The organism is Mangrovibacterium lignilyticum (genome assembly GCF_010882175.1).
In the GTDB taxonomy this organism is placed as follows: Bacteria; Bacteroidota; Bacteroidia; order Bacteroidales; family Prolixibacteraceae; genus Mangrovibacterium; species Mangrovibacterium lignilyticum.
Window position 1 is genome coordinate 923,613 of sequence record NZ_WKLH01000002.1, and the last position, 25,250, is coordinate 948,862.

17 protein-coding genes are annotated in these 25,250 nt (G+C 44.5%); 5 read left to right on the forward strand and 12 right to left on the reverse strand.

Going from position 1 to position 25,250, the window contains the following annotated elements; all coding sequences use genetic code 11:
- Positions 1-218: 218 nt before the first annotated feature.
- Together recA and bcp are read right to left on the reverse strand one after the other, a co-directional pair.
- Positions 219-1,247, reverse strand: a complete 1,029-nt coding sequence (gene recA, locus GJV22_RS10935; protein ID WP_163712952.1) for a recombinase RecA — start codon at positions 1,245-1,247, stop codon at positions 219-221.
- Positions 1,248-1,250: 3 nt separating this feature from the next.
- A complete protein-coding gene (gene bcp, locus GJV22_RS10940; protein ID WP_163712955.1) occupies positions 1,251-1,718 on the reverse strand; it encodes a thioredoxin-dependent thiol peroxidase in 468 nt (155 codons plus the stop codon).
- A gap of 275 nt (positions 1,719-1,993) precedes the next feature.
- Here bcp and GJV22_RS10945 point away from each other — a divergent pair, with 275 nt between their 5' ends.
- The 5 genes from GJV22_RS10945 to GJV22_RS10965 all read left to right on the forward strand — a co-directional run bounded on the left by GJV22_RS10945 (position 1,994) and on the right by GJV22_RS10965 (position 5,879).
- Entirely contained in the window at positions 1,994-3,340 is a 1,347-nt protein-coding gene (locus GJV22_RS10945; RefSeq protein WP_163712957.1) for a tetratricopeptide repeat protein, read from the forward strand.
- Positions 3,327-3,608, forward strand: a complete 282-nt coding sequence (locus GJV22_RS10950) for an ATP-dependent Clp protease adaptor ClpS (RefSeq protein ID WP_163712962.1) — start codon at positions 3,327-3,329, stop codon at positions 3,606-3,608. Before GJV22_RS10945 ends, GJV22_RS10950 begins: the two co-directional genes overlap by 14 nt.
- A 13-nt stretch (positions 3,609-3,621) precedes the next feature.
- Positions 3,622-4,089: an NfeD family protein gene (locus tag GJV22_RS10955; RefSeq protein WP_163712963.1), complete on the forward strand. Its 468-nt coding sequence runs from the start codon at positions 3,622-3,624 to the stop codon at positions 4,087-4,089.
- 5 nt (positions 4,090-4,094) lie between these two features.
- Positions 4,095-5,072, forward strand: coding sequence for a flotillin-like protein FloA (floA, locus tag GJV22_RS10960; protein ID WP_163712966.1), 978 nt, complete (start codon positions 4,095-4,097; stop codon positions 5,070-5,072).
- A gap of 513 nt (positions 5,073-5,585) precedes the next feature.
- Positions 5,586-5,879, forward strand: coding sequence for a hypothetical protein (locus GJV22_RS10965; protein ID WP_163712968.1), 294 nt, complete (start codon positions 5,586-5,588; stop codon positions 5,877-5,879).
- A 198-nt stretch (positions 5,880-6,077) separates the two neighbouring features.
- Here the strand turns inward: GJV22_RS10965 and GJV22_RS10970 are convergent, their stop codons facing one another.
- The 10 genes from GJV22_RS10970 to GJV22_RS11015 form a co-directional block, all read right to left on the reverse strand.
- A complete protein-coding gene (locus tag GJV22_RS10970; RefSeq protein WP_163712971.1) occupies positions 6,078-7,490 on the reverse strand; it encodes a family 43 glycosylhydrolase in 1,413 nt (470 codons plus the stop codon).
- Between the two features lie 97 nt (positions 7,491-7,587).
- Complete coding sequence (locus tag GJV22_RS10975) at positions 7,588-9,462, reverse strand: metallophosphoesterase (RefSeq protein ID WP_205461838.1); 1,875 nt, start codon at positions 9,460-9,462, stop codon at positions 7,588-7,590.
- An 8-nt stretch (positions 9,463-9,470) separates the two neighbouring features.
- Positions 9,471-12,461 (reverse strand): glycosyl hydrolase 115 family protein, encoded by a 2,991-nt coding sequence (locus GJV22_RS10980; protein WP_163712974.1) that lies wholly within the window; start codon positions 12,459-12,461, stop codon positions 9,471-9,473.
- Positions 12,462-12,563: 102 nt separating this feature from the next.
- Entirely contained in the window at positions 12,564-13,706 is a 1,143-nt protein-coding gene (locus GJV22_RS10985) for an acyltransferase family protein (protein ID WP_163712978.1), read from the reverse strand.
- A gap of 2 nt (positions 13,707-13,708) precedes the next feature.
- Complete coding sequence (locus GJV22_RS10990) at positions 13,709-15,943, reverse strand: alpha-N-acetylglucosaminidase (RefSeq protein ID WP_163712981.1); 2,235 nt, start codon at positions 15,941-15,943, stop codon at positions 13,709-13,711.
- Between the two features lie 24 nt (positions 15,944-15,967).
- Complete coding sequence (locus GJV22_RS10995; RefSeq protein ID WP_163712984.1) at positions 15,968-16,954, reverse strand: family 43 glycosylhydrolase; 987 nt, start codon at positions 16,952-16,954, stop codon at positions 15,968-15,970.
- A 44-nt stretch (positions 16,955-16,998) separates the two neighbouring features.
- Complete coding sequence (locus GJV22_RS11000; protein ID WP_163712987.1) at positions 16,999-19,290, reverse strand: GH92 family glycosyl hydrolase; 2,292 nt, start codon at positions 19,288-19,290, stop codon at positions 16,999-17,001.
- A gap of 9 nt (positions 19,291-19,299) precedes the next feature.
- Complete coding sequence (locus tag GJV22_RS11005; RefSeq protein ID WP_163712990.1) at positions 19,300-21,594, reverse strand: GH92 family glycosyl hydrolase; 2,295 nt, start codon at positions 21,592-21,594, stop codon at positions 19,300-19,302.
- 31 nt (positions 21,595-21,625) lie between these two features.
- Positions 21,626-23,431, reverse strand: a complete 1,806-nt coding sequence (locus GJV22_RS11010; RefSeq protein WP_163712994.1) for a hypothetical protein — start codon at positions 23,429-23,431, stop codon at positions 21,626-21,628.
- 169 nt (positions 23,432-23,600) lie between these two features.
- Positions 23,601-25,232: a RagB/SusD family nutrient uptake outer membrane protein gene (locus tag GJV22_RS11015; protein ID WP_163712997.1), complete on the reverse strand. Its 1,632-nt coding sequence runs from the start codon at positions 25,230-25,232 to the stop codon at positions 23,601-23,603.
- Between the last annotated feature and the right edge of the window lie 18 nt (positions 25,233-25,250).

The following is a 25,250-nucleotide window of genomic DNA, read 5'->3' on the forward strand; positions in this document are numbered from 1 at the left end:
TTAAACCATTGCTTAACTTCAATTTGAAAGGGAAAAATCCTGACCGGTAAATGCTCTCAATACGCTTATCGATACGGATCCGAATCTGTTTTCAACGATTGCTTTTAAGCCGGTGATACAACGGTGAAACGAATAACAAATAAAAGAACGTGGTGTTCGGGCAAAAAAAATCCGGATGGAGCAGTACTCCATCCGGATTTTACTGCATAGCAATATCGTTAACTCACGGCCGTCGTTCCCATGGTTACTGCTTCAATAATTTTGCCTTCGATTTCCTGAGCCAATTCATGATTATCCTTCATGATTGTTCGCACAGACTCGCGACCTTGTCCCAATTTGGTTTCGCCGTAGCTAAACCACGAACCGCTCTTTTTAATCACGTTGTAGGCAACTCCCAAATCGATGATTTCACCGGTTTTAGAAATACCTTCACCATACATGATATCGAATTCTGCTTTGCGGAACGGAGGCGCCACTTTGTTTTTTACCACTTTCACACGGGTGTGGTTACCCATTACCTCTTCGCCGTCTTTGATTTGTCCAATTCGACGGATGTCCAACCGAACTGACGCGTAAAATTTCAGGGCATTACCACCGGTGGTTGTTTCCGGGTTACCGAACATCACACCAATTTTCTCGCGCAACTGGTTGATGAAAATGCAACAAGTCTTTGTCTTATTGATATTGGCGGTTAGCTTTCTCAAAGCCTGAGACATCAAACGAGCTTGCAAACCCATTTTCGAATCACCCATATCGCCTTCAATTTCTGCTTTTGGTGTCAATGCGGCAACCGAGTCAATAACTACAATATCGACTGCCCCCGAACGAATCAGGTTATCGGCAATTTCCAATGCCTGCTCTCCGTTGTCCGGTTGTGAAATCAGCAATTCGTTGATATCTACACCTAATTTACCGGCATAGTATGGATCGAACGCATGTTCCGCATCAATGATGGCAGCAATACCGCCGGCCTTTTGCGCCTCAGCGATTGCATGAATAGCCAACGTTGTTTTACCCGACGATTCAGGGCCATAAATTTCAATAATACGACCTTTCGGAAAACCACCTACTCCTAAGGCAATATCTAATCCGATTGATCCGGTTGAAATAGAAGGAACTTCATCAGCGACTCTGTCGCCCATTTTCATGATCGCGCCTTTACCGTAACTTTTTTCAATTTTATCCATGGTCAGCTGAAGGGCTTTCAGCTTTTCCTTGTTCACGTTATTTTGTTCTTCTTTTGCCATAGTTTACTTTAAATCTAAAGCTTTGATTATTTGATCTGTGTGCTCTTTGGTTTGTACTTTCTCAAAAACTTCAGCAATTACTCCGTTTTCGTCAATCACATAAGTGGTCCGCAAAACGCCCATATACTTCTTGCCGTACATGTTTTTCTCACCCCATACGCCATAAGCCTTCAGTATTTCCTGCTCGGTATCGGCAATGAGATTAAACTTGAAACCGTACTTATCCGCAAATTTTTTGTGTGAAGCTACACCATCGGGACTCACGCCAATCACTTCGTAGCCTTGCCCCAGCCAGTAGTCGTAGCTGTCATTTAAATTACAGGATTCTGCGGTGCATCCCGGAGTACTGTCCTTCGGATAAAAGTATAAAATTACCTTCTTTCCATTGAAGTCTTGTAACGAAATTGTCTCACCATTTTGATTTAATCCGCTGAAATCAGGAGCCTGATCTCCTTTGTTTAATAAAGCCATAATCCTTTATTGATTAATTACACAAATATACTTTAATAAATCCGAAATGCGGGGCAACAATAAACAATAAATCAGAATTAACTGGCATTCAAAATGTTTCAATACTACCCTCAAAAACCATTACAGGATCAATAGCTCAAACAACTTTTCAGAGCTTTAGTTTCAACAAAGCGGAAATTACGTCAAGCTTAAATTAATTCCTGAATGAAAGCAATGAACATCCGGGTTTCATGGAACATTTTTTGTAATTTTAGATCGGTAAACAAACATGCTATATGCTATCAAAAATCAAACGCCCTCTGTTTCTTCATCTGTTTTTTTACCTGTTCACCTGTATCTGTTTCATTTCCAATGGGGCTGTTCAAGCTCAATCGGATCCTGAAACCAAGGCCAAGAAGCTTTTTGAGAATGGTCAATACGCCGAAGCCCTTCCTTTATTTACAGATTTTGCTCGGCTATATCCTACCGATCCGAAAATAAACTATTATTACGGAGCCTGCCTGATTGAAACCGGGCAGTTTATCCCTGCAGCACAAAAAGCCTTAATCATCTCCGATCAGGAAAAAGCGAACTGGTACCTGGCGCAGTATTATCATGCCAACAAAGAATGGGCGAATGCCATGGAGTCCTACCAGGAGTTTAAGGACAATGCAGGGGCAAAAGATCTTAAGTCCGTTTCATTGGATGAAATGATGCAATTGTGTGCGCAACAAATCAATCCCTACCAAATAGCCGAAGAAGAAAGCACAATAAGCGAACCGACAGCAAACAAGACCATTGAACCTGAGCCATCTGTTTCAGTAAGTCCGGCTATTTCGGTTTCAGAGCCCAAACCGGATACCGTATTAATGGATTACAGCGATTCGATCATCTCGTTTCCGGTAAATGCTCAGATTACTTACCTAAAGATTGATCAGTTTAAATCGGATGAAGCCCGTCAATCCTATCTGGAAGCACGCCGGCTGGAAAATAAACTCCATAAGGAGTTGGCCAAAAGTAAAGACTTGCGTGAACGCTATGAAAACGCGAATGAATTGGTAAAAATGCAATTGGCAGATTCTATTTTGTTGCTGGAACAAGAAACCTATAAATTGAATCAGGAGATCGCTGTCAACGATCAAAACGCGAATATCAAGGAATCCGCCTATTGGGATCAAGCCAGTTGGGCCGAAGTCAGCCAATTCCAGGAAAGCATCCAGCTGCTCAGGGATAGCCTTGCTGCTGAAAAGCAACAAGCTCAGTTAGAAGCGATGCAACAAGCTCAAATCATCATCGTAGAACAAAACGACTCACTGGCCATAGACACGCTTCAGGCTGAAGTTGAACCTGTTGATGAGATTACATACCGCATACAGGTTGGAGCTTATAAGAACTCGCCCCCGGAATGGGTGCAACGCTTATTCAAAAAATTATCGGTATTGAGGCGTATTGATCAATACACGGATGACCAGGGAGTTACAGTTTACACGGTTGGTGAACTAAAATCGTATGATGATGCACAACAAATGCTAAAACAGATTAAATTAGAAGGTGTAAGTAATGCCACTATAGCAGCATATAAAAACAACGAACGAATACCGGTAGCGGAAGCCAGAAAATTGCAGAGTAATGGACCCAAATAAAAACTTAAAAAACAAGCCTGCCAAGGAAGAAAATGTCAACACAAAAAAGGAGCGTTTTCTGATCCTTCACAACGATGACTATCATTCTTTTGATTATGTCATTGAAGCTTTGATGGTTATCTGTGAGCATGAACAGGAGCAGGCCGTACAATGTACATTATTGACACATTATAACGGAAAATGTGACGTAAAGAAAGGAAGTTTTAGCTACCTTAGGCCTATGAAACAAGCCTTAATCGCTAAAGATTTGAAGGCTACGATCGATTAACCGAAACCACACTATGACCATTCTAATCATCCTGTTTCTCATTTTTTTGGGCATCATTCTGTTGCTGCTCGAATTTGCCGTTGTGCCGGGAATTACAATTGCTGGAATTGGAGGCGTCTTACTGCTTGGCGCCAGTATTTACCTGGCTTTTGACACTTATGGTATTCTTGCCGGGCTCCTTACAACAGCATTCGTTTTAATTGCTTCTCCCCTTCTTGTTTTGAGATTCTTTAAAAGTCGTACCGGAAAAAAAATGGTGCTCGAATCTGAGATTACCGGAAAAGTTGATGAAATAGACACCAACATCATTCATCCGGGCGATGAAGGAATCACCGTTGGCCGATTAGCTCCTACCGGGAAAGTAAGAATCAACAACCAAACGATGGAAGCGAAAGCCATGACTGGCTTTATCGATCAACAAGTTTCAATCCGGGTAGTAGAAGTCCTGAAAACACAAGTTATTGTAGAACCTATAAATTAATCAAAATGGAATATTTTGGAACTTTTGGTCTCATTGTGGGCATCTTTGTCCTCGTCATTATCATCTTATATTTTATTCCGGTAGGCCTTTGGTTTTCTGCCTTGGTTTCCGGAGTGCGCATTTCGCTCATTCAACTCTTTCTGATGCGTTTTCGTAAAGTACCGCCATCAGTTATCGTGCGTGCCTTAATTGAAGGAACGAAAGCAGGTATCAAGTTAGACCGTGACAAACTTGAAGCACACTATTTGGCCGGAGGGAAAATAGACATGGTCGTCCATGCCTTAGTATCGGCCGAGAAAGCCAACATCGATTTGGGCTTTAACATGGCTACAGCCATCGACCTGGCCGGTCGCGATGTTTTTGAGGCAGTACAAATGTCGGTTAACCCGAAAGTAATAGACACGCCCCCGGTTGCGGCTGTGGCTAAAGACGGAATTCAGCTGATTGCCAAAGCCCGTGTTACCGTGCGTGCCAACATCAAACAATTAGTTGGGGGTGCCGGTGAAGACACCATTCTTGCCCGTGTGGGCGAAGGGATTGTTTCAACAATCGGTTCTTCACATACCCACAAGGCTGTCTTGGAAAATCCTGATTCAATTTCAAAAGTCGTATTGGGAAAAGGCTTGGATGCCGGAACTGCCTTCGAGATCTTGTCAATTGATATCGCAGACATCGACATCGGTAAGAACATTGGTGCCGGTCTGCAAATCGACCAGGCTGATGCCGATAAAAATATTGCACAAGCCAAAGCTGAAGAACGTCGCGCAATGGCTGTAGCTTCAGAACAGGAAATGCGGGCAAAAGCTCAAGAAGCCCGGGCCAAAGTGATTGAAGCTGAAGCACAAATCCCACTGGCCATCTCAGAAGCTTTCAGAAGCGGCAACCTGGGAATTATGGACTACATGAAATACAAAAACATCATGGCAGACACCCAGATGCGGGAATCCATTTCCGGAGAGGATCAAAATAAAAACAAAGAATAACTGAATAAATAACAGCCTGTTTCAGACTTAATAAACTGAAGCAAAAAGATATAAAGCCCTACTCTCTTGCAGATAGGGCTTTTTTATGAAAAAGGAAAATCAACAAATATGCTGCACAGCACGTTTTTTAATATTGAGGTAACATTTGTTTGTGTTTTTCAGCATATCTTTGTCGTAGATTTTATTTCATAAGTTTAGGTTTGATTAGTTTTATTGGTTTAGTTAGGTTTGAAAAGGGTAGATAGAGATCTACTCTTTTTTTTTGCCTTTTTTGCCAGAAACAGCGAAACGACTCCCCGGTTTCGCCTCCGCATTTTAACCGTATCCCATTTATCTATTGTTCACGACGTGCGTCGAAAGATCTTTCAGCACAATTTCAGCACAAAGCCGGCAGGCCTAGCAATAAATCTGCAGGATCGAGTTGCTCTATCGCTCCGTTTCGACGGAAGGAGGTCGCATCAAGTCGATGTGCTGCGCCTCGTAGTAACTGTGCCGGACCAAACAGTTGAAGACTTGGACCTTTCAGTAACCATGCTGGACCAAACAGTTGAAGACGCGGGCCTTTTAGTAACCATGCCGGACCAAACAGTTAAAGACCTGGGCCTTTTAGTAACCATGCCGGACCAAACAGTTAAAGATCTGGGCCTTTTAGTAACCATGCCGGACCAAACAGTTGAAGACCTGGACCTTTTAGTAACCATGCCGGACCAAACAGTTGAAGCCCCGGGCATTTTAGTAACCATGCCGGACCAAACAGTTGAAGACCTGGACCTTTCAGTAACCATGCCGGACCAAACAGTTAGGTAATGTTGGTAATGTTCATTAAACTGTGTCAATCGTTTTTGCACCGTTCTCCGAATTTAATGGTAGTGTCTAGAAAACTGTGTAAGTGATAAATTATTAAAAATGAATAACTTTATTACACACACGTTCTGCGAATTTAATAACGAAGCTGCCAACGGGCAAACGAACGGCTTCCTCTTTAATTTTCGGTGGCGCGATCTTCTAGTTGTATAATTTGGCTTCCCAGATGCCGGGCTGTCCTGCAAGGATCTTCACGCGCAAGAAACGAGCTTTGCCAATCGCTTCAACTTTGTGCGGCGAGCGAACAGCCACTTCCTTTTGCTCCTTCACAATTTCCCAGTTTTTACCGTCAATTGATTTCTCGCAGACAAAAGCATGACCAAGCGACGGATGCACAAAGAATAAGTCCAGGTGATCCAGCTTCTCAGTTTTGCCTAAATCGAGCTGCCACCATTTTTCCGTATCCCCGGGAGTCGCCCACCAGCGGGTGAAGTTCGAATGATCGATCGCATCCTGCGGATTAAACTCATGGTGGCGATAGATTGGTTCTTCGGGCAGATTATATTTCAATTGCTTGGGATCTCCCCATTTGCGGGCTTGAACTTCCATCGGCTTTTTAACAGAAGAGGCCGTTGCAACGGCGTTCGACAAATCCATCGGTTGCTCCGTTTTAAGCTTTGCCAAAGCACCAACGCCTTTCCGATTCAGCTGAATTGGTTTTATTGTGCCATCTTCGTTAAACTCCATTTGATTGCAATACACCTGACGAGAGGTACCGCCAATGCCATATTCGAGGTAGACAAAATACCAGTCATCGCTTCCTTCAGGAGAAAACGCAAAACCATGCCCCGGTCCCCAAACTTGTTGATCCAAATCCGACGAAATAATGACATCATTGTCTGGCGTCACGAAAGGTCCAAGCGGCGACTCCTTGCTCATCACGTAGCCGTTTTGGTAATCGGCGTAACCGCCCATGGTATAGAAATAGTAATAAATACCTTTTCGTTTGATCATAAACGGCCCTTCGGAATAGCCATGCCACTGCGTTGGAATGGTGATGGTCTCACCCTCCGGCTTTGTCCAGTCAGCACTGAGCTTTGCGGCCTTTTTGCGCCGCCAGAAAATATAGCCCTGTCCGTCGTCATCAATAAACGGACAACCATCAATATCATCGATCACCATCGACGGCTTTTCATCGCCAGTGTAGTTTTCAGGGCCGTTAATAAAACTGAAAGGACCTTCGGGCGAATCAGCTACTGCCAACTGGGTAACATGATCAACCGTTACGAAGAGGTAATATTTACCGTCGCGTTCCAATACACGCCCGGGCGCCCAGTATTTGTGTTCGTGCCAATCGATACCGGGGAAACAAATCCCTTCGAAGCTCCAGTTGACAAAATCCTTCGATTTCCACACTACCGGACTTCCGGAGAAGGCCAGATCCGTTTCAATATCCCCCACATCACTTGTGGCATAAAGGTAAAAAGTGTCGCCGAACTGAACGATGGTTGGATCGGCCAGGTTGTCCGGAATAAGTGGGTTGTATTCATTTTGCTGGGCCGACACAAGCCTTGTCGCCAAAGCCAACAGTAGCAGGAAGAAAATTCTTTTCATTATAATTTATCGTTTTTTTGAGTAGAACCGCTAAGATAAACAATCACCGCTAAATCACAGATGACAAGTGCTACGGCTATTCACATTACCTAAATATTTAATCGACCGCCACTAAAATCGAGTCGGAAGAATTCAAATTAATATAGAAATGATCGGCCGGTGCACCTTGCATAAAATGGTCCAAAATTCGACCGATGCCTCTTAATTGCTCCACGCGTTCCGCTGCTTCTGTGTTCGGCGTGGCTTGTTCAACAAGGGCAAAGAAGCGCTGATACTGCCCCAATCTCTCTTTTCCGATATCCGGGAAAGCCAATTTATCGGCACTCCTCAAACGGTAAAGATCATAGATCAGGTCCTGTCCCGTCCAATCGCCAGCATTAAAGTCAGTCTCAGTCTCAGTCTCAGTCTCAGCACCTCGGCTATTTTGAACAAGGTAATCCAACATTTCCCGTCCGGTCGAGCCAACAATAAACTTCCGAAGATCAGTGGGCCAGTCAGCCTTCAGAAAACGCAAACGCACCAATTCCTTTAAATGCCAGGCTGTGTAATCGTGATAGTTGGCTGTCGAAAGAATCTCGCGGTTCCATATTGAAGGACTTTTTAGACTATCCAGACAGGCATATTCGCGTTCATACAAAGGAAATAATTCTTTAAAACGAGGCACTGAATCCAACTGAATCGTTTCGATCTCAATCAGACTTGAGTTGTGAATCGTCAGTAATTTATAGGCCGGTATGTAAGCTGCTAATGAAGGAACCTGAACATTCACCAGAAATTTCCCGTCATCGTAAGTTCGAATTCCCGTATCGTTGATGTGCATGTGCCCGCCAAAGTGCAGTTTGATGCCTGCTTCGGCAAACGTTCGTGCCACCTCTTCGGCCGGTACCCGATGAAGCTCCATGCTTTGGTCGCCCAGAAGTTGCCGAATCCCGGGGCTGGCATCGTCGTAAAACTCCACCATCGGATAATGACTGAAAGCGATCAAGGTTTTCCCGCGCTTTTCAGCTTCTCTGCAAACCTTTTTCACCCAATCCAGCAAATGCATTTTGTGGGTCAACACCTGGTTGTAGCCAATGCTGGCTCCCTCGTAATTTTCCGGGTCAGCGCCATCGGCAGCTGCTTTCTCTTTGGGGAGATAAACATTGCCGTCGATAGCCAGCAACCAAAGCCCCTGAACGGGCTCTTCCAAATAACTGACATCCGGCAATAATGAATTGGTGGGCGGAATCGGGTACTGCCGTATTTTCATTTGAGCTTCCTGTTTCGCCTTCTCGAACGAATAATCGTCATAATTATAGGTTGAAAAAGGCGTCTCCCAATAGACATCACCTGGTTTGGGAAAGAAACCGAAATCACCCATTTCACTCATGATTCCGGCATAGCCCATTTTGTGGATATCATTCGTTATCACGACCGGATTCTCCTTCGGATCTTTAGGCGTATACATTCCGGATTTGCTCATCAACACCTGGTTCTTTCCGTCTGCCCCCAGGTAATCTGTTTTTCCGGCATCCGTCGCAAAAGGCCGGACAGGATCGTGATTACCGGTGATGACGACAAACTGCAGACCGTATTTCGATTCATAGTCGTGAAGGATTTCCTGCATTCCCCGAACATTCAAGGGCTGTCCGTCGTCGCTAAAATCGCCGGGTAGCACGACATATTTCACACCCCGGCGAACCACATCGTCCAAGGCCGCCAAAAAGGCAAAATAGTTCTCGTTGAACAGCCGGGTTGAATGCAACTGGGCTTCCATCGTTCGCCCCAACACGTAGCGACCATTACCGGGATTCAACACGCCCTTGAAATCATTGTCGGAAAGTTTCCCGTACAAATTTTGCAAATGCACGTCCGACAGGAATGCTATTTTGATATCCTTCGGCTGCTCAGTCTGCTTGCTTGTACAAGCGCTTATTAAAAGAAACAGCATGACAAGTGCCATGCTGTGTTGGATTGAAAATATTCTTTTCACTGTTTCACTTATTTTTTCCTTGTTTCAGGTGGAAAGGCATAGCTGCTTTTCCATCCACCCAAATCAATTAAAATTTGATCAATCATCACGCCCGGATCAACCATCCATACTTTCAGTTTGTGCTTACCGGGCTCAGCTACCATTTGCTTTGCTGACTTCACTGCTGCATTTTTCAGCACATTTTGCTTCCACTCGTTGCTGCGGCCAACGGTTTTAAAATCGATGATAACCGGTTCAGCATCGTCAACAGCCAGAGCACAGCGAACACTCGCTCCCTCGTAAAACGGATGAGTAGGTACGGCCTGTACCTGAACATCAGCTTCACCGAAGTTGAAGGTATAAAAATCGTATTCCAACATGGGGCTTTGTTCTTTTATCGCAGTAGGCTCAACAACGGGTTTTGCATTATAAGGCAGAGCAACGACCACATTTCCGCTGTATCCTATTCCTCCAAATTGTTTCCAGTCTGCTTCTTTTCCTGCCTTTTTCGATGAGGTGTTTTCGGCGTTAATTGACACGTAGCCATTCCCCTCTACAAAGCCCTCATAATTTTCCAAATCTTTGAATTTAGGGTTGAAAGTTGATACATTAACCGTAACAGTTGTATCATCCGTGCTAAACTCAATAGTTCCATACACCTTATATGCAGGAGGAATCAATTGATAATCTTGTCCCAGTGGCGCTTCTATTGTATTCTCACCCTGTGGAAGCTGATCCCAATCGATACTTACCCATAAGCGCTGTTCTTGCTCTCCCGCAGCAGTTGTCAGTTTCCCATGATCGGCTGACAAGCGAATCCAGGGAGCTTTAGGCTCAGCTTTCCAATCCACTTCCCTTCCTCCTTTCAGGAACACATCAACAAAAGCAGAATCTTTCAGGTAAGCATTCAACAGAGGAAGTACATCGGAATAAGCATTGGGGATACTTTTATTCGCCTCTATATCGTATCCTTCCAGAACTAATCCCCAATCAGCTTCACCATCCTCTGCAGGCAACGCATACGAAGGTTGCGAGAAAACAGGCAAGTTACGCGGTGCCATGCTCATCATGTTTTTCCACTTCCCGTTTACCAATTTATTGTTGAAGTTTTTAGTTTCTGTTTTTATCTGTTCGTAAGCCTCTTTTGACAACTTGGCAAATTCTTGAGCGCTGGCTCTTCCCTGGCTGGCAACCAGTTCATTTTTATAATGGTACAACCATTTCTGATTCATCAAAGAAGCACCTGTAACCGGATAGTAAACCAACTCAAAAAAGGCATCTTTCTGTCCTGCAGGAATGTCATCATCCAATACCTTCACTTCTTGCGCCAGCCTTTCCCAGGCTTGCAGATATTTTGTTAGCTCATCTCCGTAACGAATTTGCGTCAATTCAGTTTCCTGTGGTTTTATTGTTGGCTCAGTTTGACTCCAGGCCATAAACTCGGGACGACGCATAAAACACAGGTGATAATAGTCCATCATGAGCTTTGTCAATTGCGGAGCCTTTTCCTTGCCAAACAGAGAACTCAACCAGCCATTTAAATGTTTCTCAACGCCCTTTGTCCCGGTAAAAGCGTCAATATCCCAAGCCATATCCATGAACATCTCGATATTGTATTCGAGTGGTTTGATGTCGCCGCAGTTCAGAATCCACATATCGTGACAATTGAACTGGTAAGCCTTATACATTTCTTCCCACATCAGCATCGGGTTTGTTGAACTGAGCCAAAGGTAATCGTGCGGACGTCCCCAATACGAAGCATGGTAATAAATACCGCCACCACCAGGGCGCTTTTGCTCTTCTGGCGTACTTAGCTGGCGAATGTATCCGTAATTATCGTCGGTCCACATCAGGGTCACATCCTCGGGAACTTCCAATCCATTTTGATAGTAGTCCAGCACCTCTTTATAAGGAATGAAAGCTTGTGGAAGTGTTTCCGGATCTTTACCGGTTTCCTTTGCCATGATTTCACGCTGATCAGCAATTACTTTTTCCAGCAATTTCATCTGATCCTCTTTGGTCAAATCTTTCGCATTCATTGGTGAATCATGTTCACCACGCATACCAATGGTGTAAATGCTTTCAAAGTTTGAAGTTGCTTTTGTCCGTTTTTCAAACAAATCACGAATTGTTTCAGCATTGTTATCATAGCGCCACTCGCCCATGGTGTTGTGATTCCACTCGGCATTGATATTGCACAACATCGGCTCGCAGTGCGAAGTTCCCACCACAATGGCATAATCATCGGCTGTTTGAGCATTTCCATCGATGGTATAAAAAGCTTTGGTACAACCGTGCATAGCCGGCCAAATGGTATTGGCGCGAAGACGCAGCATCAACTCGAAGATCTTTGCATAGGTTTTAGGACCAATGTCGCCTGTTTCCGGCTCAAAGGTTTTTGCCGCCCAAGGTTGAAGTCCCCAATCTTCGTCATTCAAAAACAAACCACGATACTTGACCGAAGGCGAGCTGTAGGTTTTACTTTCAATATCGAGGGTAATCTCCTTACGCTTTTGTGGCAACACATCAGCCCACCATTCCCAGGTCGAAACACCCATCATGCGCGACAGCTCCAAAATACCGTAGGTCGTTGCCCGTCGGTCGCTCCCAATGATGACCAAGGCTTTCTTTACGCCGGGAAAAGGCTTCTCAATCACCTGCATCGACCAACTTTCCCATTTACCGTCAACGGCAGAAACATCAATTTTCTTTTCAGCAATCAACTGATCGATGATATCATTTTTACCCATTGTTCCGGCAATGATTAACTCGTCTGCCGACTCGGAAAGTTCATTTATTATCTTGGGGTGTTTCTCTGTAATGTTTTCCACGTCGCGGGCAAAAAGATTAGCAGCAATCGAGACCACTTTAGCGTCGTCTTCAGAAATTAAAATAGCTGAGGCCGCTTTCTTTTCTGAAATCGTAAAGGAATTAATTTCTCCGGCCTTTTGCGCATAAACCTGCATCTGAGGAAGGAGACAGATCGCACAGAAAATCGAAATAATGATCTTTTTTTTCATAGTGAATAGTTTCTTGGTTATTTGTATGTAGTAGCTAAAGTCTGAAATTACACAAAGTTTAAGACGTTCTATAATCAATAATACATGGAGTTTGGAATTCTGTCAAATTTTAATGTAAATCTTTCGCCGATGTAGCCACCATCCCAGTGCCCAACACAGCAAAACATAGGCAATGGCGGTCATTAATGAGCCAAAAGCTCCGGGAAAGATTTGTTGAAAGACCTGCTCACTTACCCACTCAAAAGCGTCCTGGCTCGAATTAACGGGGATCATCCGTAATACAACATAAAAGAGTTCGGAGAAGAGATAAATAAACAAGGGATTCTTACCGAATACATCGCAAAAATTAACGCCTACTTTTAGGTTTTTCAGTTCAATCAAATAAATCAGCACTGCCATAATCGAAAGATCCAATCCAACAGTATAAAGCACAAATGGACTTGTCCACAGTTTCTTGGAAATCGGAAAAATCAGATCCCACCAGAGTGCAGTTGAGGTCATCAAAAAACCAACCAGCAATAGCATGGCAATTCCTTCGAACGACTTTCCTTTCTTTTGAATAAAAACACCGGCAAGGTATCCCCATAATACATTGACAATAGCCGGCAAGGTACTCAGGATACCTTCTGGATCGAAAGGAATAGCATCCTTTTTATAAATATGGCCGTAGCCCAGAATTGACAAGTCGAATTTGGTTGCAGCATTGCTGGCCATTTCCAATTGCGCACCCGGCTCGCCAAAGGCATATAAAATTCCCCAGTAGGCCAATAAGATGACCACTGAAATGATGATCGCTACCCGCTCTGATAAGTAGAGAACGATTACTGACGCGAAGAAATAACACAATGCGATCCGCTGCAGAACTCCCATGATACGGGTTTCAGCAATTGGCTTGAGAAGAAAACTTCCGTCGTCACCAATTTTGAAGAAAGGAAACCAATACATCAGGTAACCGAGCAGGAAGATAATCACGGTGCGTTTAATAATTTTGGTCCAAACCTGCCCCGGAGAAGCGGTTTTCATCTTTTTCATCGAGAAACTCATGGCATTCCCAACTGCAAACAAGAAAGAAGGGAAAACCAAGTCGGCCAGTGTAAAGCCGAACCAATGCGCATGGATGAAATAGTCGTATATCCTGGCACCAGTTCCGGGGGTATTTACCACGATCATCAAAGCAATGGTTAATCCCCGGAATACATCGAGCGACAGAAAGCGTTCCGGCTTTTGTTTGATTATTTGTTCCATTATTAGTAGTTGTAATTGATGACAGGTAAAGTTTTCGTCAGCGGCGCTATCCGGTCGCGGTATTTGTGATAAAGTTCTTCGGTTACTCCCGTTGGGCTACCACTCGCTTGAATCGGAAATTCTTTCTGCGATGTCACCCAATTCCATTCCCATTGTTTCATCTGATCGTCGAAAGCCTCCTGATCAAAACTTCCCCAGTTGTTACTTACCTCCGAAAAGAAATGTTCCCAGCGCGGTCTGTAGAAATCACTCAGCAAGCCGCTCCACTGGCGATTACTGTATTCGTGCAACCGATTATCAGCTCCTCCCCAAAGGGTGATCAAATCGCGGGCATTCTGTTCATACAATGCTTTCTCATCCGGCGTTGTTCCCCAACTGCGGGCATCAGCAATCCAGGGTCCCAGAAGGAAATCCTTGCGCGTTGCCAACAGACGATCCAAGTCTGCAATCAACTCCAGAAACTCGCGGCTGTACTGCGCAAATTTATCTTTGTCGTTGCTTTTATAAGCCATGGCAATTTGTTGCTGAACAGGTAAGGCATAATTTGCCAGTATTTGCCGGGTTAGATCGACCAAATCATACTGAAAACCGTCTGATGCACCGAACTCCGGGATAACCTCAACAAATGAGTCCCAGGCCGGCAATAAATCTTCCGGAGCATAATTCAGTTTTGTGCGTGCCCAACGACGATATCCCTCGAAGGTTGGCCGGGAAACAATAATAGACTCCGCACCGTCACGAATAACCTGCCCGTTGTAAACGGTTTGGACCAAAATGTCCCAGGCCTTTTCCATATCGGAACTATTGTTACCATAGCGATTGCGAATGTATTTCTTTAACCACTCCGTCAAGTCGATCGGTGTATCGCGCCAGGTATTGTCGGTCATTAACTCGTAAAGCACCGGCGTTTGCTCAATGGCTTCCATGGTCAGGCCGATTCCTTTTAGTTGTCCCGATGTCGAATCATTCAGTGCCTCTGCCGGATGCTCAGCCACATTCTCAATGCGCCCAAATAAACTGATATTTCCCCCGAAATTATGCAGCATGCACCAGATCCATTCTTTTCCATAGAACGCCTCGGTACGTTTCCAAACTGGCTCAATCTCGGCTGCCAAATCCAGAATAATCATCCGGTCGTTGGGAACGGCGCCCAACAGACCCTGAATTTGCGGCGCCTTCCAGAAATCGCGGTGACTATAGAACAACCACCCTTGCATCACCCAAACTGCTTCGGGGTCGGCCGACTTCATGCCTTCAAAAACTTTGGCACTCAATTCAGAAAGGTATTGCGGATCGTCTGATGGCGGCTCATTCTCGTTGAAGGTATCAGCAGAATACAGATGGTCGGTTCCGTAAATTTCCCGCTGAACTTCCAGAAACTTCATACCAATCTCGGCAAACAGCGGATCATCGGCATCCAGGATGTAAGTATCCTCAAAATCGTTCCCCCAGTTGGTTTGTTTCAACCGGGCATTGGGGAAGTACTTCTTAAATGAAGCGGGAACATGTCCGGTAAAGGCCGGCAAAACAGTTTTCATACCTAGCTCGCGCTCGCGCTGCACAATCTTTTTTTGCAAATCGCGGTGGCTTTCCTTCCAGCTCTTAGGCAGAGGACCGCCCCAGCCATCGAGGTTGCCCATCCAAAACCAACCGAAATAGGCCGGCCCACTGAAAAACGGATCCAGATCTTCGTCGGTAAAACCGTACGACCGGTAAACCTCATCCCAAACAGACTCTTCGCCGGTAATGGCCAGCGGCATATTGATGCCGTGCAACGCCATCCAGTCAATTTCCTTTTCCCAACGATCCCAATCCCACCAGCTCATGGTGTAATTGAAGGTGCAATAATTCAAATAATAGCGATACTCGTACGGACTGTCCTTGCGCACTTTCTCCGGAATCACCGGTAACTCTTCCGGTAAATTCAGATTCGTTCCGTTCCAGGTAATCTGACAATGGCAATATTCTGTCAGGTAATAATACAGGGCAGAAGCGACAGAAACGCCGTTATTTCCGCGCAGAACAATTTTATCAGCCTTCGATTCCAGCTCGAACCAATCGACTGTGTCTGATAGAATAATTTCTACTACAAAATGGTCGGCCCGTTCCGGAATAATTCGCTGGATCAAGTCTACTTCGGGACTGATTATTTGAGTCTCCTGTTTCTGCGTTTTACATCCATAAAATGAAAAGGCAAATATTACGAACAGGAAAGTCAATCTTATTCTTGCACTCATTCTTCGAAATTTTTAGTGTTAAAATCAAAAGTTTACAATGCCGGTGGGCTTAACTTTCAAGATATTGTGATTTGCATCAAAGTTTAGGCTATCGACACATAACTGCCGTAACACATACGCTGAGTCTTGCGGAAAAATGCGGTGATACAAAATGTAATCCTGTCCTCCTTCGTTGAATACCGAATGGTGCCCCGGCCCATAAGTTGTACTGTCCGCAGAAGTTTCCAATATTGGACTATTAATGCCTGTTTCAAAAGGTCCGAGAGGTGAATTCCCAACCGCATAACCCATTTTGTAAGTCGCATCAATCGCCTTTCCTGACGAATACATCAGATAGTATTTTCCGAAACGCTTAATCATGTACGGCGCTTCAAAGTAGTCAGCCGGAGTGACATCAACCGGTTCTCCCTGAAAGGAAATCATATCCGGATTAAGCTTAACCGCCATACAGACGCCATTGATCCAATGAAATCCGGATCCCCAGTACAGGTATGCCTGACCATCGTCGTCGATGAAGCAATCAGCATCAATCGTATGCACATCGGGAAAGTCACTGGAAGCAACCAGTGGTGAATTGTCCTCCTTTGCATTTTGCCAGGGACCTAAGGGCAAATCGCTCACACCAGCCCATATCTCACTTCCAACCGATACATACATGTAATATTTTCCATTGGCAGCTTTCCGGACAGAAGGCGCCCAAACCATCGAATTATTGGAGCCATCACTTGTACAAGCCTTTTTAGTTGGCCAGTTTAAATGATGGCGATCAAAGGTCAAAAAATCTTTGGTTGAAAACACAGCCAGCTCTTCTCCTCCCCAAGGATCAATTGTGGCATAGATATAAAAAGTATCACCGTCCTTGACGATACAGGGATCGGCGAAATAGCCATCAATAATTGGATTAGCAATCAACTTTGCGCTTTGTATATTTTCCTTCTTTGCCAAATTTATACAAGCAGTTAGCAGAATTGGCGTCAACAGAAATAAAACACTTGTTCTTACATTTTTCATTACTAATTCTTTTTACGGGAGAATAACATTACTTTTTTTTATCGCTACAGTTCCTGATCGGATTTTGAAGGAGGAAGGAGCTCCGCTCCCCACTTTGAAGGCGCGGGCCCCATCTCCAGAATTAGTGTTCCTCCCATTACAATATTTTGATGTTCAAGCCAGGCTTTCGGGAAGTCTTTTCCGTTAAGCTCGGCCGATTGTATATACTTATTTTTTGGTGATCGATTTTTCGCCAAAATGACAAAGTCTTTTCCGTTTTCCTGATGAATAACCGTTTTTTCGAAATAAGGAGCATTGATCAGGTAATACGACTGGCCGGCATTCGGATACAATCCGATGAGGTGAAAAGCCAACCAGGATGACATTGCTCCGGAGTCGTCGTTCCCTGGAATGCCGCTGTGACTGCTGTTGTAGTTCTCATCGATTATTTGGTGAATTCGCTCACTACTCAACTCAGGGCGACCGATCCAATGATACAGGTTTGGACTCAGGAACGAAGGCTCGTTAGCCACATTGTAAAGCCCCTTATCATACAAGGTATCGAGGCGTTTTCTGAAGGCTTTTTTCCCTCCTGATTTTTCAACCAGCGTCGCCACATCGTGCGGAACGGAAAGCGAATATTCCCATGAGCTCGCTTCGTAAAAGAAACCGCACCACCAACAAACGCAAATTGGCCAATCCTGCGCAACCGGTGTGTATGGAATGTAAGTGATCCGGCCGTTACTGGCGTCACACTGAATACTGTCGACCCAATTGCCATGCGCATCTTTAGGCATAATGAAGCCGTTCGATCCATGATCGTCAATATCCCGCCACAAGTTTTGCCAGTTATCCGATTGCTTGATAAACCGCCAGTATTCGCCTTTTCGCTTAATGCCCCTGGCAACCGTTGCCAAGCAATAATCGTCGTAAGCATATTCCAGCGTGCGATTGCCTGCCCTGACAAAATCAGTCGAAACATAGCCCAACCGGTTATAATCCGTTAGTCCACCGCGACCTTCTTTTTCCTCGTTGCCACCGGGAGGAACTGTGGCATCTTTCAGCATCGCTTCAAGCGCCAGTTTATAATTAATTCCGTCCAACCCTTTCACAAAGGCATCGGCGATAACCACTTCTGCATTCGATCCGCCCTGCGTACGACCGTTACAATTTCCACTGCGGGCCTCAGGCAGATAGCCATCGCGCTTGTATATCTGAAGCATGGCATTTACAATAGCAATTTGCCGCGATGGTGTCAACAAAGTAATCAGCGGACTCGACGAACGATAAGTATCCCAAATGGCGTAAAAATCATCGTAATACGGACTATTATTTTCCCACTTTGGATTTTCCCCGGTGCGATCAACCGGCATCAGCATGGTATGGTACAAACCGGTGTAAAACATGGTTTTGAGCTCAGAAGAAGCATCTTGATCAACCTCAACCCGTTGGAGAATTCTCTCCCATTTCTCCTGAGTTTCGGTCAATGCCTGTTGAAAATTCCAATGCGGAATTTCTGCATTTATATTTTCATGCGCCTTCAAACTACTGACGAAAGAAATACCAATTTTTAGCTGAAGATCATCACTCGAAGAATCGAAATAAAGCAGGGCACCGGTTTTTCCGCCGTCATCAATTCTGACTTTCCGGCCAGCTTCTATTTGATCATTTTTCCAAGTTGAAAACTGCTTGAAGGGTCGATCAAATACCGCTGTAAAATAAACGGTGTAGGCACTTCCATTATTCCATCCACCGCGAATCCGGGTGTAACCGCGCACTTCGGTTTCTGAGATAATTTCAATTTCGGAACCAACAAACTGCTGTGCCTCACGCGCATCGGGGTTCGGAATATTCGGCTCGCCCAAAAACTTACCCAAGTCAATTTTCACAGCCTGCTTATTTCCCGGTTGATACGAGAAGTGATAAAAGGCAGCCCGATCCGAAGTGGTAATCTCGGTTTGAATCCCCCAATTTTGTAGCATTACACTGTAATAACCCAACTTAACTTGTTCTTCTCCTTTTACCGATTCCTGATCAATGGCCTCCAGATCACCGGAGAAAGGCATCACAGATACATTCCCGTATTTTGGGCCGCCTCCGGTGCCACTTACATGCACTTGACTAAAGCCGTAGATTGGCTTCGCCGGATCAGATGAATAGCCACTGTTCGACGATACATCATTATCCGGTCCAGGTTTAACCATGCCATAAGGGCAGGATGGACCAATAAACACATTGCCCAGTCCTTCGGAACCGATCAACGGATCAACAAACTGGTGCAATTGCGCCTGAGCAACGAATGCAAAACACAGTGTGAAAATTAAAAGTCCGAGCTTGATTTGATTCTGCTTCATCATTTTAGTCGTTTAGTCGTTCGACAGTGAATAAGGTTGATCATCAGGCGCTACGCCCCATGATTTATTGGACTGGTCGCCCATCTCAAAATCGATTGTTCCTCCTTTGACCAAATCGAAATGATTCAGAAAGTTTTGTGTTATTTCCTCGCCGTTCAGCTTCAGTCGCTGAATGAATTTTTTACCGGACGAGGCTCCGTCGGCATTTATAACCAACTGCTTGCCACTTTCCAACTGAATCGTGATTTTATCGAAATGCGGCCCGGAAATAACATACTCGGGCACAGACGGACTAACCGGATAAAATCCGAGCGCAGCAAACACATACCAGGCTGACATTTGGCCCGCATCATCATTACCGCTTAAACCACCGGCATCGGCACCATATTCTGTTTTCATGATCTCAGAGACCAACTGCTGTGTTTTCCACGGCTGGCCTGAATAGTTGTACAAAAACGGAATCTGGTGTCCCGGTTCATTGCCGTGCCAATACTGGCCGGAAGCATGAAAATGATCCAAATTCTTATTAAAACCCTCCTGTCCGCCCATCAAATGCATCAAGCCTTTAATATCCTGCGGAACGTACCAAGTGTACTGATAAGGTGTTCCTTCGGTAATGTAAGGCATGCGGATAAACTTGTTAAACTCAGTGGTAAAACTGCCGTCGACATAGCGTCCGCGAACACACGAGTCGGCGGCACTGTATACATTTTGATAGTTTAAAGCACGTTTTGTTAGCTGATCAGCCCTAACTGTATCACCCCTTTTTTCAGCAATCCGGCTCAAGGCAAAATCATCGAAGGCATATTCCAAGGTCCTCGAAACCTGTTCCTTTTTATGAAAGGATTCCTGTACGCTGTCCTCTAAAGGAATGTAACCGTATTCCAGATACGACTCCAGCGCCCGGCGACCTTTCCCTTCCTGATATTCAGGAAAAGTCTCCGGAGATTGAAAGGCATTTTTGACTAGCAATTCGTATTGAGCGTCACTCAAATCAATGACATCCTTTGAATAGGCATCCGCAACTGCAGCAATCACGTGGTCACCAACCATAGCCGAGGTGTAGCTGTTCCAGCAGGGAAAAATAGGTAACCAACCGCCTTGCTGAGCCTTGTCCAATAAGCTGTACATCATATCAGCATTGGTTTTCGGCACCAACAAATTGAATAACGGATGCGAAGCCCGGTAGGTATCCCACATCGAGAAATCAACAAAGTAATCCCGATCTCCGGAATTCATCTGTTCATTTCCTCCTGCAAAACTTGGATATGAACCGTCGATATCGTTAAATGTCCGGGGCTGCAAAAAGCTGTGATAAAGTGCTGTATAAAATTTGATTTTATCTTCCTCATTCGTTCCTTCAACCTGAACTTTACCAAGCAGTTGCTTCCAAGTCTCTTCCAGTTGTCCCTTTGCCTGATCGAAATCCAAATCTGCGGTTTCGGCATCCAGATTTTTGCGCGCTTCCTCAATGCTCGTAAACGAAGTTCCTATTTCAACATAAACGGGCTCATTTTCCTTCAGCGAGAACGAAGCCCAGCCGCCGAGCTTGCTTTGATTGGCCAGTTCGGTACTCATCGCATTGATGATGCTGTCCTGAAAAACACCATAGCTTTCAAAATCGTGGCTGAACCGCGCGACAAAGTAACCGCTGAAGCCAGCTGGTTCGCCCCATCCCTGATAAATCCGGTGAACCGGATTGTAACCGACTATCTCATTCGTTTCGGGAAGTATATGAATGTATCCTTGTGCCTCGTCGCTATTCGGGTTAATTACAATATGCGACTCGCCTCCTTTTTCGAAAGTGAATTTGAAAAGACCACAACGTTTAGTGGCAGTTATCTCCGCCTGAATCGCGTAGTCGTCCAAGTGAACGCCGTAATAAAAAGGGGTTGAAATTTCGTTGTCATGGGAAAACGATGAACCACGTTCCTCAGGCAGCCATTTCAGTTGCCCTGCAACCGGCATGATAGTCATGCTTCCGTAATCCTGTACACAGGAGCCGCTCAGCCAGTGACTTCCCCGGAATCCCTGGATAACCGAGTCGGTATAATAGTAAGGAGCCACACACTTGGTTTCTGTATCTTTGGTTTGAGCTGTCCAATTGGTCATACCGAAAGGAACAGTGACATAGGGAACCACCTGCGAGTTGTTTTCACTTCCCTCTCCGTGCTTTATTGCACTGATCGTTGTAGACGGCGCCGTACCGATTAGCGGATTCACATAATCGACAACATTTTTTTGTTGAACGGCCTCCTGACAACCGGACAGACACAAACTGAAAATCAGTAATTGTAATAATCTCATTCGTTCAATTTTTTTAAATACAAACCTCATCTCACTTCAACGTTATCACATGTAAAAATGGTGTTCTTCCGGTTAAAAACAGGTGCATTCCTTTTCCTTTGATCGATCCAAAATGGGTCGAATATAGTTCGCCGTCAATCCGGCCTACGTTTTGATGTTCCCTGATTCCGGGTCCAACCTGAATTTTATCGCTTCCAAATTGATAGGTCGCATAACCTTCTTTCAAAAAGAAATCCGATTCATTTTCCGATTTCTGCACAGCCGATAATTGCCCTCCGGATCTGAAACAAAGTTCCAAAGTCACGTCTACTCCTTTGGGACCATCTACGTTAATCACCAGTTCAAATTCGCCCTTATTTTCCCGTATCGTTACGTCTGTTTCCATCGCCTGGACATCACTGACGGACCTGTCCTTAAAATCCATTTTGCTCCAAAAACGACCGTCCGGCGATTCCGTTAATTTATAATCTCCCTCTGGATTTTGTTTGTCCGCAGGAAGAGGTTGGTAGTAATAAGCTTCTTTCCGTTCATGTAGCATGCAGCTGTTTTGCTCTTGCCGCAGCCCCTCACTTCTGAAATACCCGGTATTGAAAAATGAAGTAGATAAACGGGCATATTCCAGAATTGCCTCCCCTTTTCGAAAAGTGAAGAAAGTTGGATTGGTCGAACGACCAGATGAAATTTGCAATGGAAAATCATTTCCCCCAAATACTGTTGCCGTCATTCGGTCGCGCTTCATACGAACCATATTGGTAGCAGACAAGTCGACGTTGAAATCTTCAGGTAGAGCATCTGCCCGCGAAAGTTTTTTCTGCAACAATGGAACATCAAGGAAATGAAGCAAAGCACCAGACAAGACATGCTCGTCAAACGTGTCCATATCTTCAATTTTACGGGCTATTGCAGCAAAAAGAGAATCATTCAACCGAACAGCTATAAAGCGATAACACCAATAATAGTTAGTTGCCTGAATAATCATGTTCTGATCTTGTCTTCTGGAATCTAATGAAACCAAGTCACCATTGTTCTCCATCAGGAAAAAGGTGGTCTCTAGATTTTTTCGCACCGGCTTCAGTAAATCCGGCCGCCCCAGAATTGTTGCCATTGTAATTAGTGCATGGTCTACAACCTTGGAATAAATACGGCTTCGTTCCGGATACTGACCGTCCTCGTCGATATAAATACCTTCCGACAACCACTCCTCAATACGCTCCTTGTATCGGTTGTCTCCATAAATTTGATAGAGATGAGCCAACGCGGAAGAGGTCACCCAACGATGATTAGGCGTATGGATTCCACCGGTTATTAAAGCCTCGCCAGCACTTAGTAAAAAGTCATCCAACCGCTTTTTCAATAGCATCGACTCTTCTGAATTTCGGTTTGCCAACACTTTTGCTGCCGGCCCCAGATTATCAATCAAAAAAGCAGTATCAGGCGGTGATTGTTTGTTACCTCCTGCATCAACGGTTCCATTCGCGCGTTGAGCATCAAGCAGGTACCCCATGATCTTCATGAGCCGTTGAAATACGGCTTCAGAATTGAAATAATCAGCGCCGATGGTACAAAACGACGCTGTTAATATTCCAAACTGAACGCTCAGGCTTCGGGGATTGTCCTTTTGAATGCCTTTATTCAGCAGATTGCTTACCGTTTGGTCGTTTGCCTGAATCAACCGCTGATAGAGTTCGTGGTCGAATTCAGTGTGACTACCAACAAGAGTGTCTCCGACACCCTCTTTTTTAGGAGCCTCTGAATTTGAGCTTCCCCTTGCTGAAGCAAAGAAAAAACAAGAAAAAACAAGAAGCACAATGAATAAACTTCGAATACTTCGTTTCAAATAAACGCGATATAAATACATTGATATTTAGCTAGTAGGATTATTTCAGGAAGAGAATCCGCAGAGAAACTCAACAAAGTATATTTAAAAATATAGGCAGGCAATTGCTCACCTGCCTATATCAATAGCTCAATAAATTTTCAGGTATAAACCTGTATTTTGGATCTTATTAATAACCTGTATTTTGCGTAATAGTTCCGCCACTATTGTCGATCTCTGTCTGAGGAATTGGTCTTAAAAGGTGCTTTGCTTCAAGCGCATTATTTAACGCAGCATGTGGATTATGCGCTAAAGTACGTTCGATCAACTTTCCTGTTCTCTTCAGATCCAGCCAGCGATTTGCCTCTCCGGTTAACTCGCGGGCCCTTTCGTCAAGAATTAAATCAAGCGTAACATCTCCCGCAGCAACAGCTGCTGTTAATCCTGCTCTGGAGCGCAATTCAGTAAGCAACTGAGCAGCTTTGGTGCTATTGGATGATTCCAGGTAAGCTTCTGCTGCAACCAGGTAAGCCTCACCACTTCTCATCACTACCATATCTCTTTCGCCCTGAGATTCTTGATCAGGCTGAGTGAAGGTTACACCAGGGTCATCAAACTTCTTAAACATCGGATAATGAACTGTTGTCACACCATCACTTGTCAAATACTCGTCCGGGTTAATCACTTTATAAGGAACAGCTGATTTTTCGGCATCTGTCCATGCTACTTTAGGAAAATACATGGCAGTGTCTCCAACGGTCATATACCTTGTTTCTCCTCCAACTGTAGCCTCATAATCTTCTGTCGCATAAAGAACTCTGGCAAATGTAGCGTCAGCACGTTCGTCATCGTCGCTAAACAAAGAGTAGTAGAAGGGAGTAGGCATTGGTCCAAGACCTTTTACTGTTCTCGACAGCCCCGGATAATCGAAGAACCGGAATTTATACATCATGTGTTTTGAGTTACCCCAACCTCTGCTAACCGAGTTCGATCCAAACAAATAGGCAAATACAACCTCCGAGTTACGCTGGTTATCAATACTTACCAAGTCTTCGAAAGACCCAACCAAATCGTGATTTGAAATTACTGTTTCAGCCAAAGAAGCTGCTTGGGTAAAATCGGTACTTGCACCAAATGACTTGTAACCTCTGGTCAATAAAACTTTTGACAAAAGATGTCTTACGGCGTCCTTTGAAACGCGTCCGTATGCATCCGGGCTTGATGGCACTGCAGCCAAGGCATCTTCCAGATCCGCAACAATTTGGGTGTACACTTCCTGTTCTGAAGCACGCACATAGTTTGTTTCGGCAGTAGTTACCTGGTTCAAAACCAATGGTACGCCACCAAAATTCTCAACCAAATTGAAGTACGACATCGCTCTGAAGAATTTAGCTTCACCCAGACCTACTGCTTTAACGTCTTCATCCAAATTCAGAATCTCTTCAGCATTGTCTATTGCGACATTGGCCGCAGCAATAATGCCATATTCATTAGTCCAATAAACACTAACATTCCAGTTTTGAGAGTTGAAATTTACATAGTCGTTTATATCACTGGTACCGGAAACCGCGGAGCCGCGGGTAACAATGTCAGTTCCCAGATCTTCCAACGAATAGTACATGTCAGAAGTGTAATGAGTCGTTGTTTCTCTGGAAATTTCATATACATAAGCAACTAACTGGTCAAAGGTTTCAGAATTGCTTTTCGCAGTCTCAATCGTTAACGAAGTATAGTTTTCTTCCTCAAGGTAACTCTCGCAACCGGTAACTAACACACCGGCAGCTAACAGTATTCCTAATATTTTAGAATTAATATATTTCATTTTTAATTTCATTTATTG

Bases quoted from the DNA above. Each gene is read 5' to 3' on its own strand.
- recA (WP_163712952.1), bottom strand. From the start codon at position 1,247: ATGGCAAAAGAAGAACAAAATAACGTGAACAAGGAAAAGCTGAAAGCC.
- bcp (WP_163712955.1), bottom strand. From the start codon at position 1,718: ATGGCTTTATTAAACAAAGGAGATCAGGCTCCTGATTTCAGCGGATTA.
- GJV22_RS10945 (WP_163712957.1), top strand. From the start codon at position 1,994: ATGCTATCAAAAATCAAACGCCCTCTGTTTCTTCATCTGTTTTTTTAC.
- GJV22_RS10950 (WP_163712962.1), top strand. From the start codon at position 3,327: ATGGACCCAAATAAAAACTTAAAAAACAAGCCTGCCAAGGAAGAAAAT.
- GJV22_RS10955 (WP_163712963.1), top strand. From the start codon at position 3,622: ATGACCATTCTAATCATCCTGTTTCTCATTTTTTTGGGCATCATTCTG.
- floA (WP_163712966.1), top strand. From the start codon at position 4,095: ATGGAATATTTTGGAACTTTTGGTCTCATTGTGGGCATCTTTGTCCTC.
- GJV22_RS10970 (WP_163712971.1), bottom strand. From the start codon at position 7,490: ATGAAAAGAATTTTCTTCCTGCTACTGTTGGCTTTGGCGACAAGGCTT.
- GJV22_RS10980 (WP_163712974.1), bottom strand. From the start codon at position 12,461: ATGAAAAAAAAGATCATTATTTCGATTTTCTGTGCGATCTGTCTCCTT.
- GJV22_RS10985 (WP_163712978.1), bottom strand. From the start codon at position 13,706: ATGGAACAAATAATCAAACAAAAGCCGGAACGCTTTCTGTCGCTCGAT.
- GJV22_RS10990 (WP_163712981.1), bottom strand. From the start codon at position 15,943: ATGAGTGCAAGAATAAGATTGACTTTCCTGTTCGTAATATTTGCCTTT.
- GJV22_RS10995 (WP_163712984.1), bottom strand. From the start codon at position 16,954: ATGAAAAATGTAAGAACAAGTGTTTTATTTCTGTTGACGCCAATTCTG.
- GJV22_RS11000 (WP_163712987.1), bottom strand. From the start codon at position 19,290: ATGATGAAGCAGAATCAAATCAAGCTCGGACTTTTAATTTTCACACTG.
- GJV22_RS11005 (WP_163712990.1), bottom strand. From the start codon at position 21,594: ATGAGATTATTACAATTACTGATTTTCAGTTTGTGTCTGTCCGGTTGT.
- GJV22_RS11015 (WP_163712997.1), bottom strand. From the start codon at position 25,232: ATGAAATATATTAATTCTAAAATATTAGGAATACTGTTAGCTGCCGGT.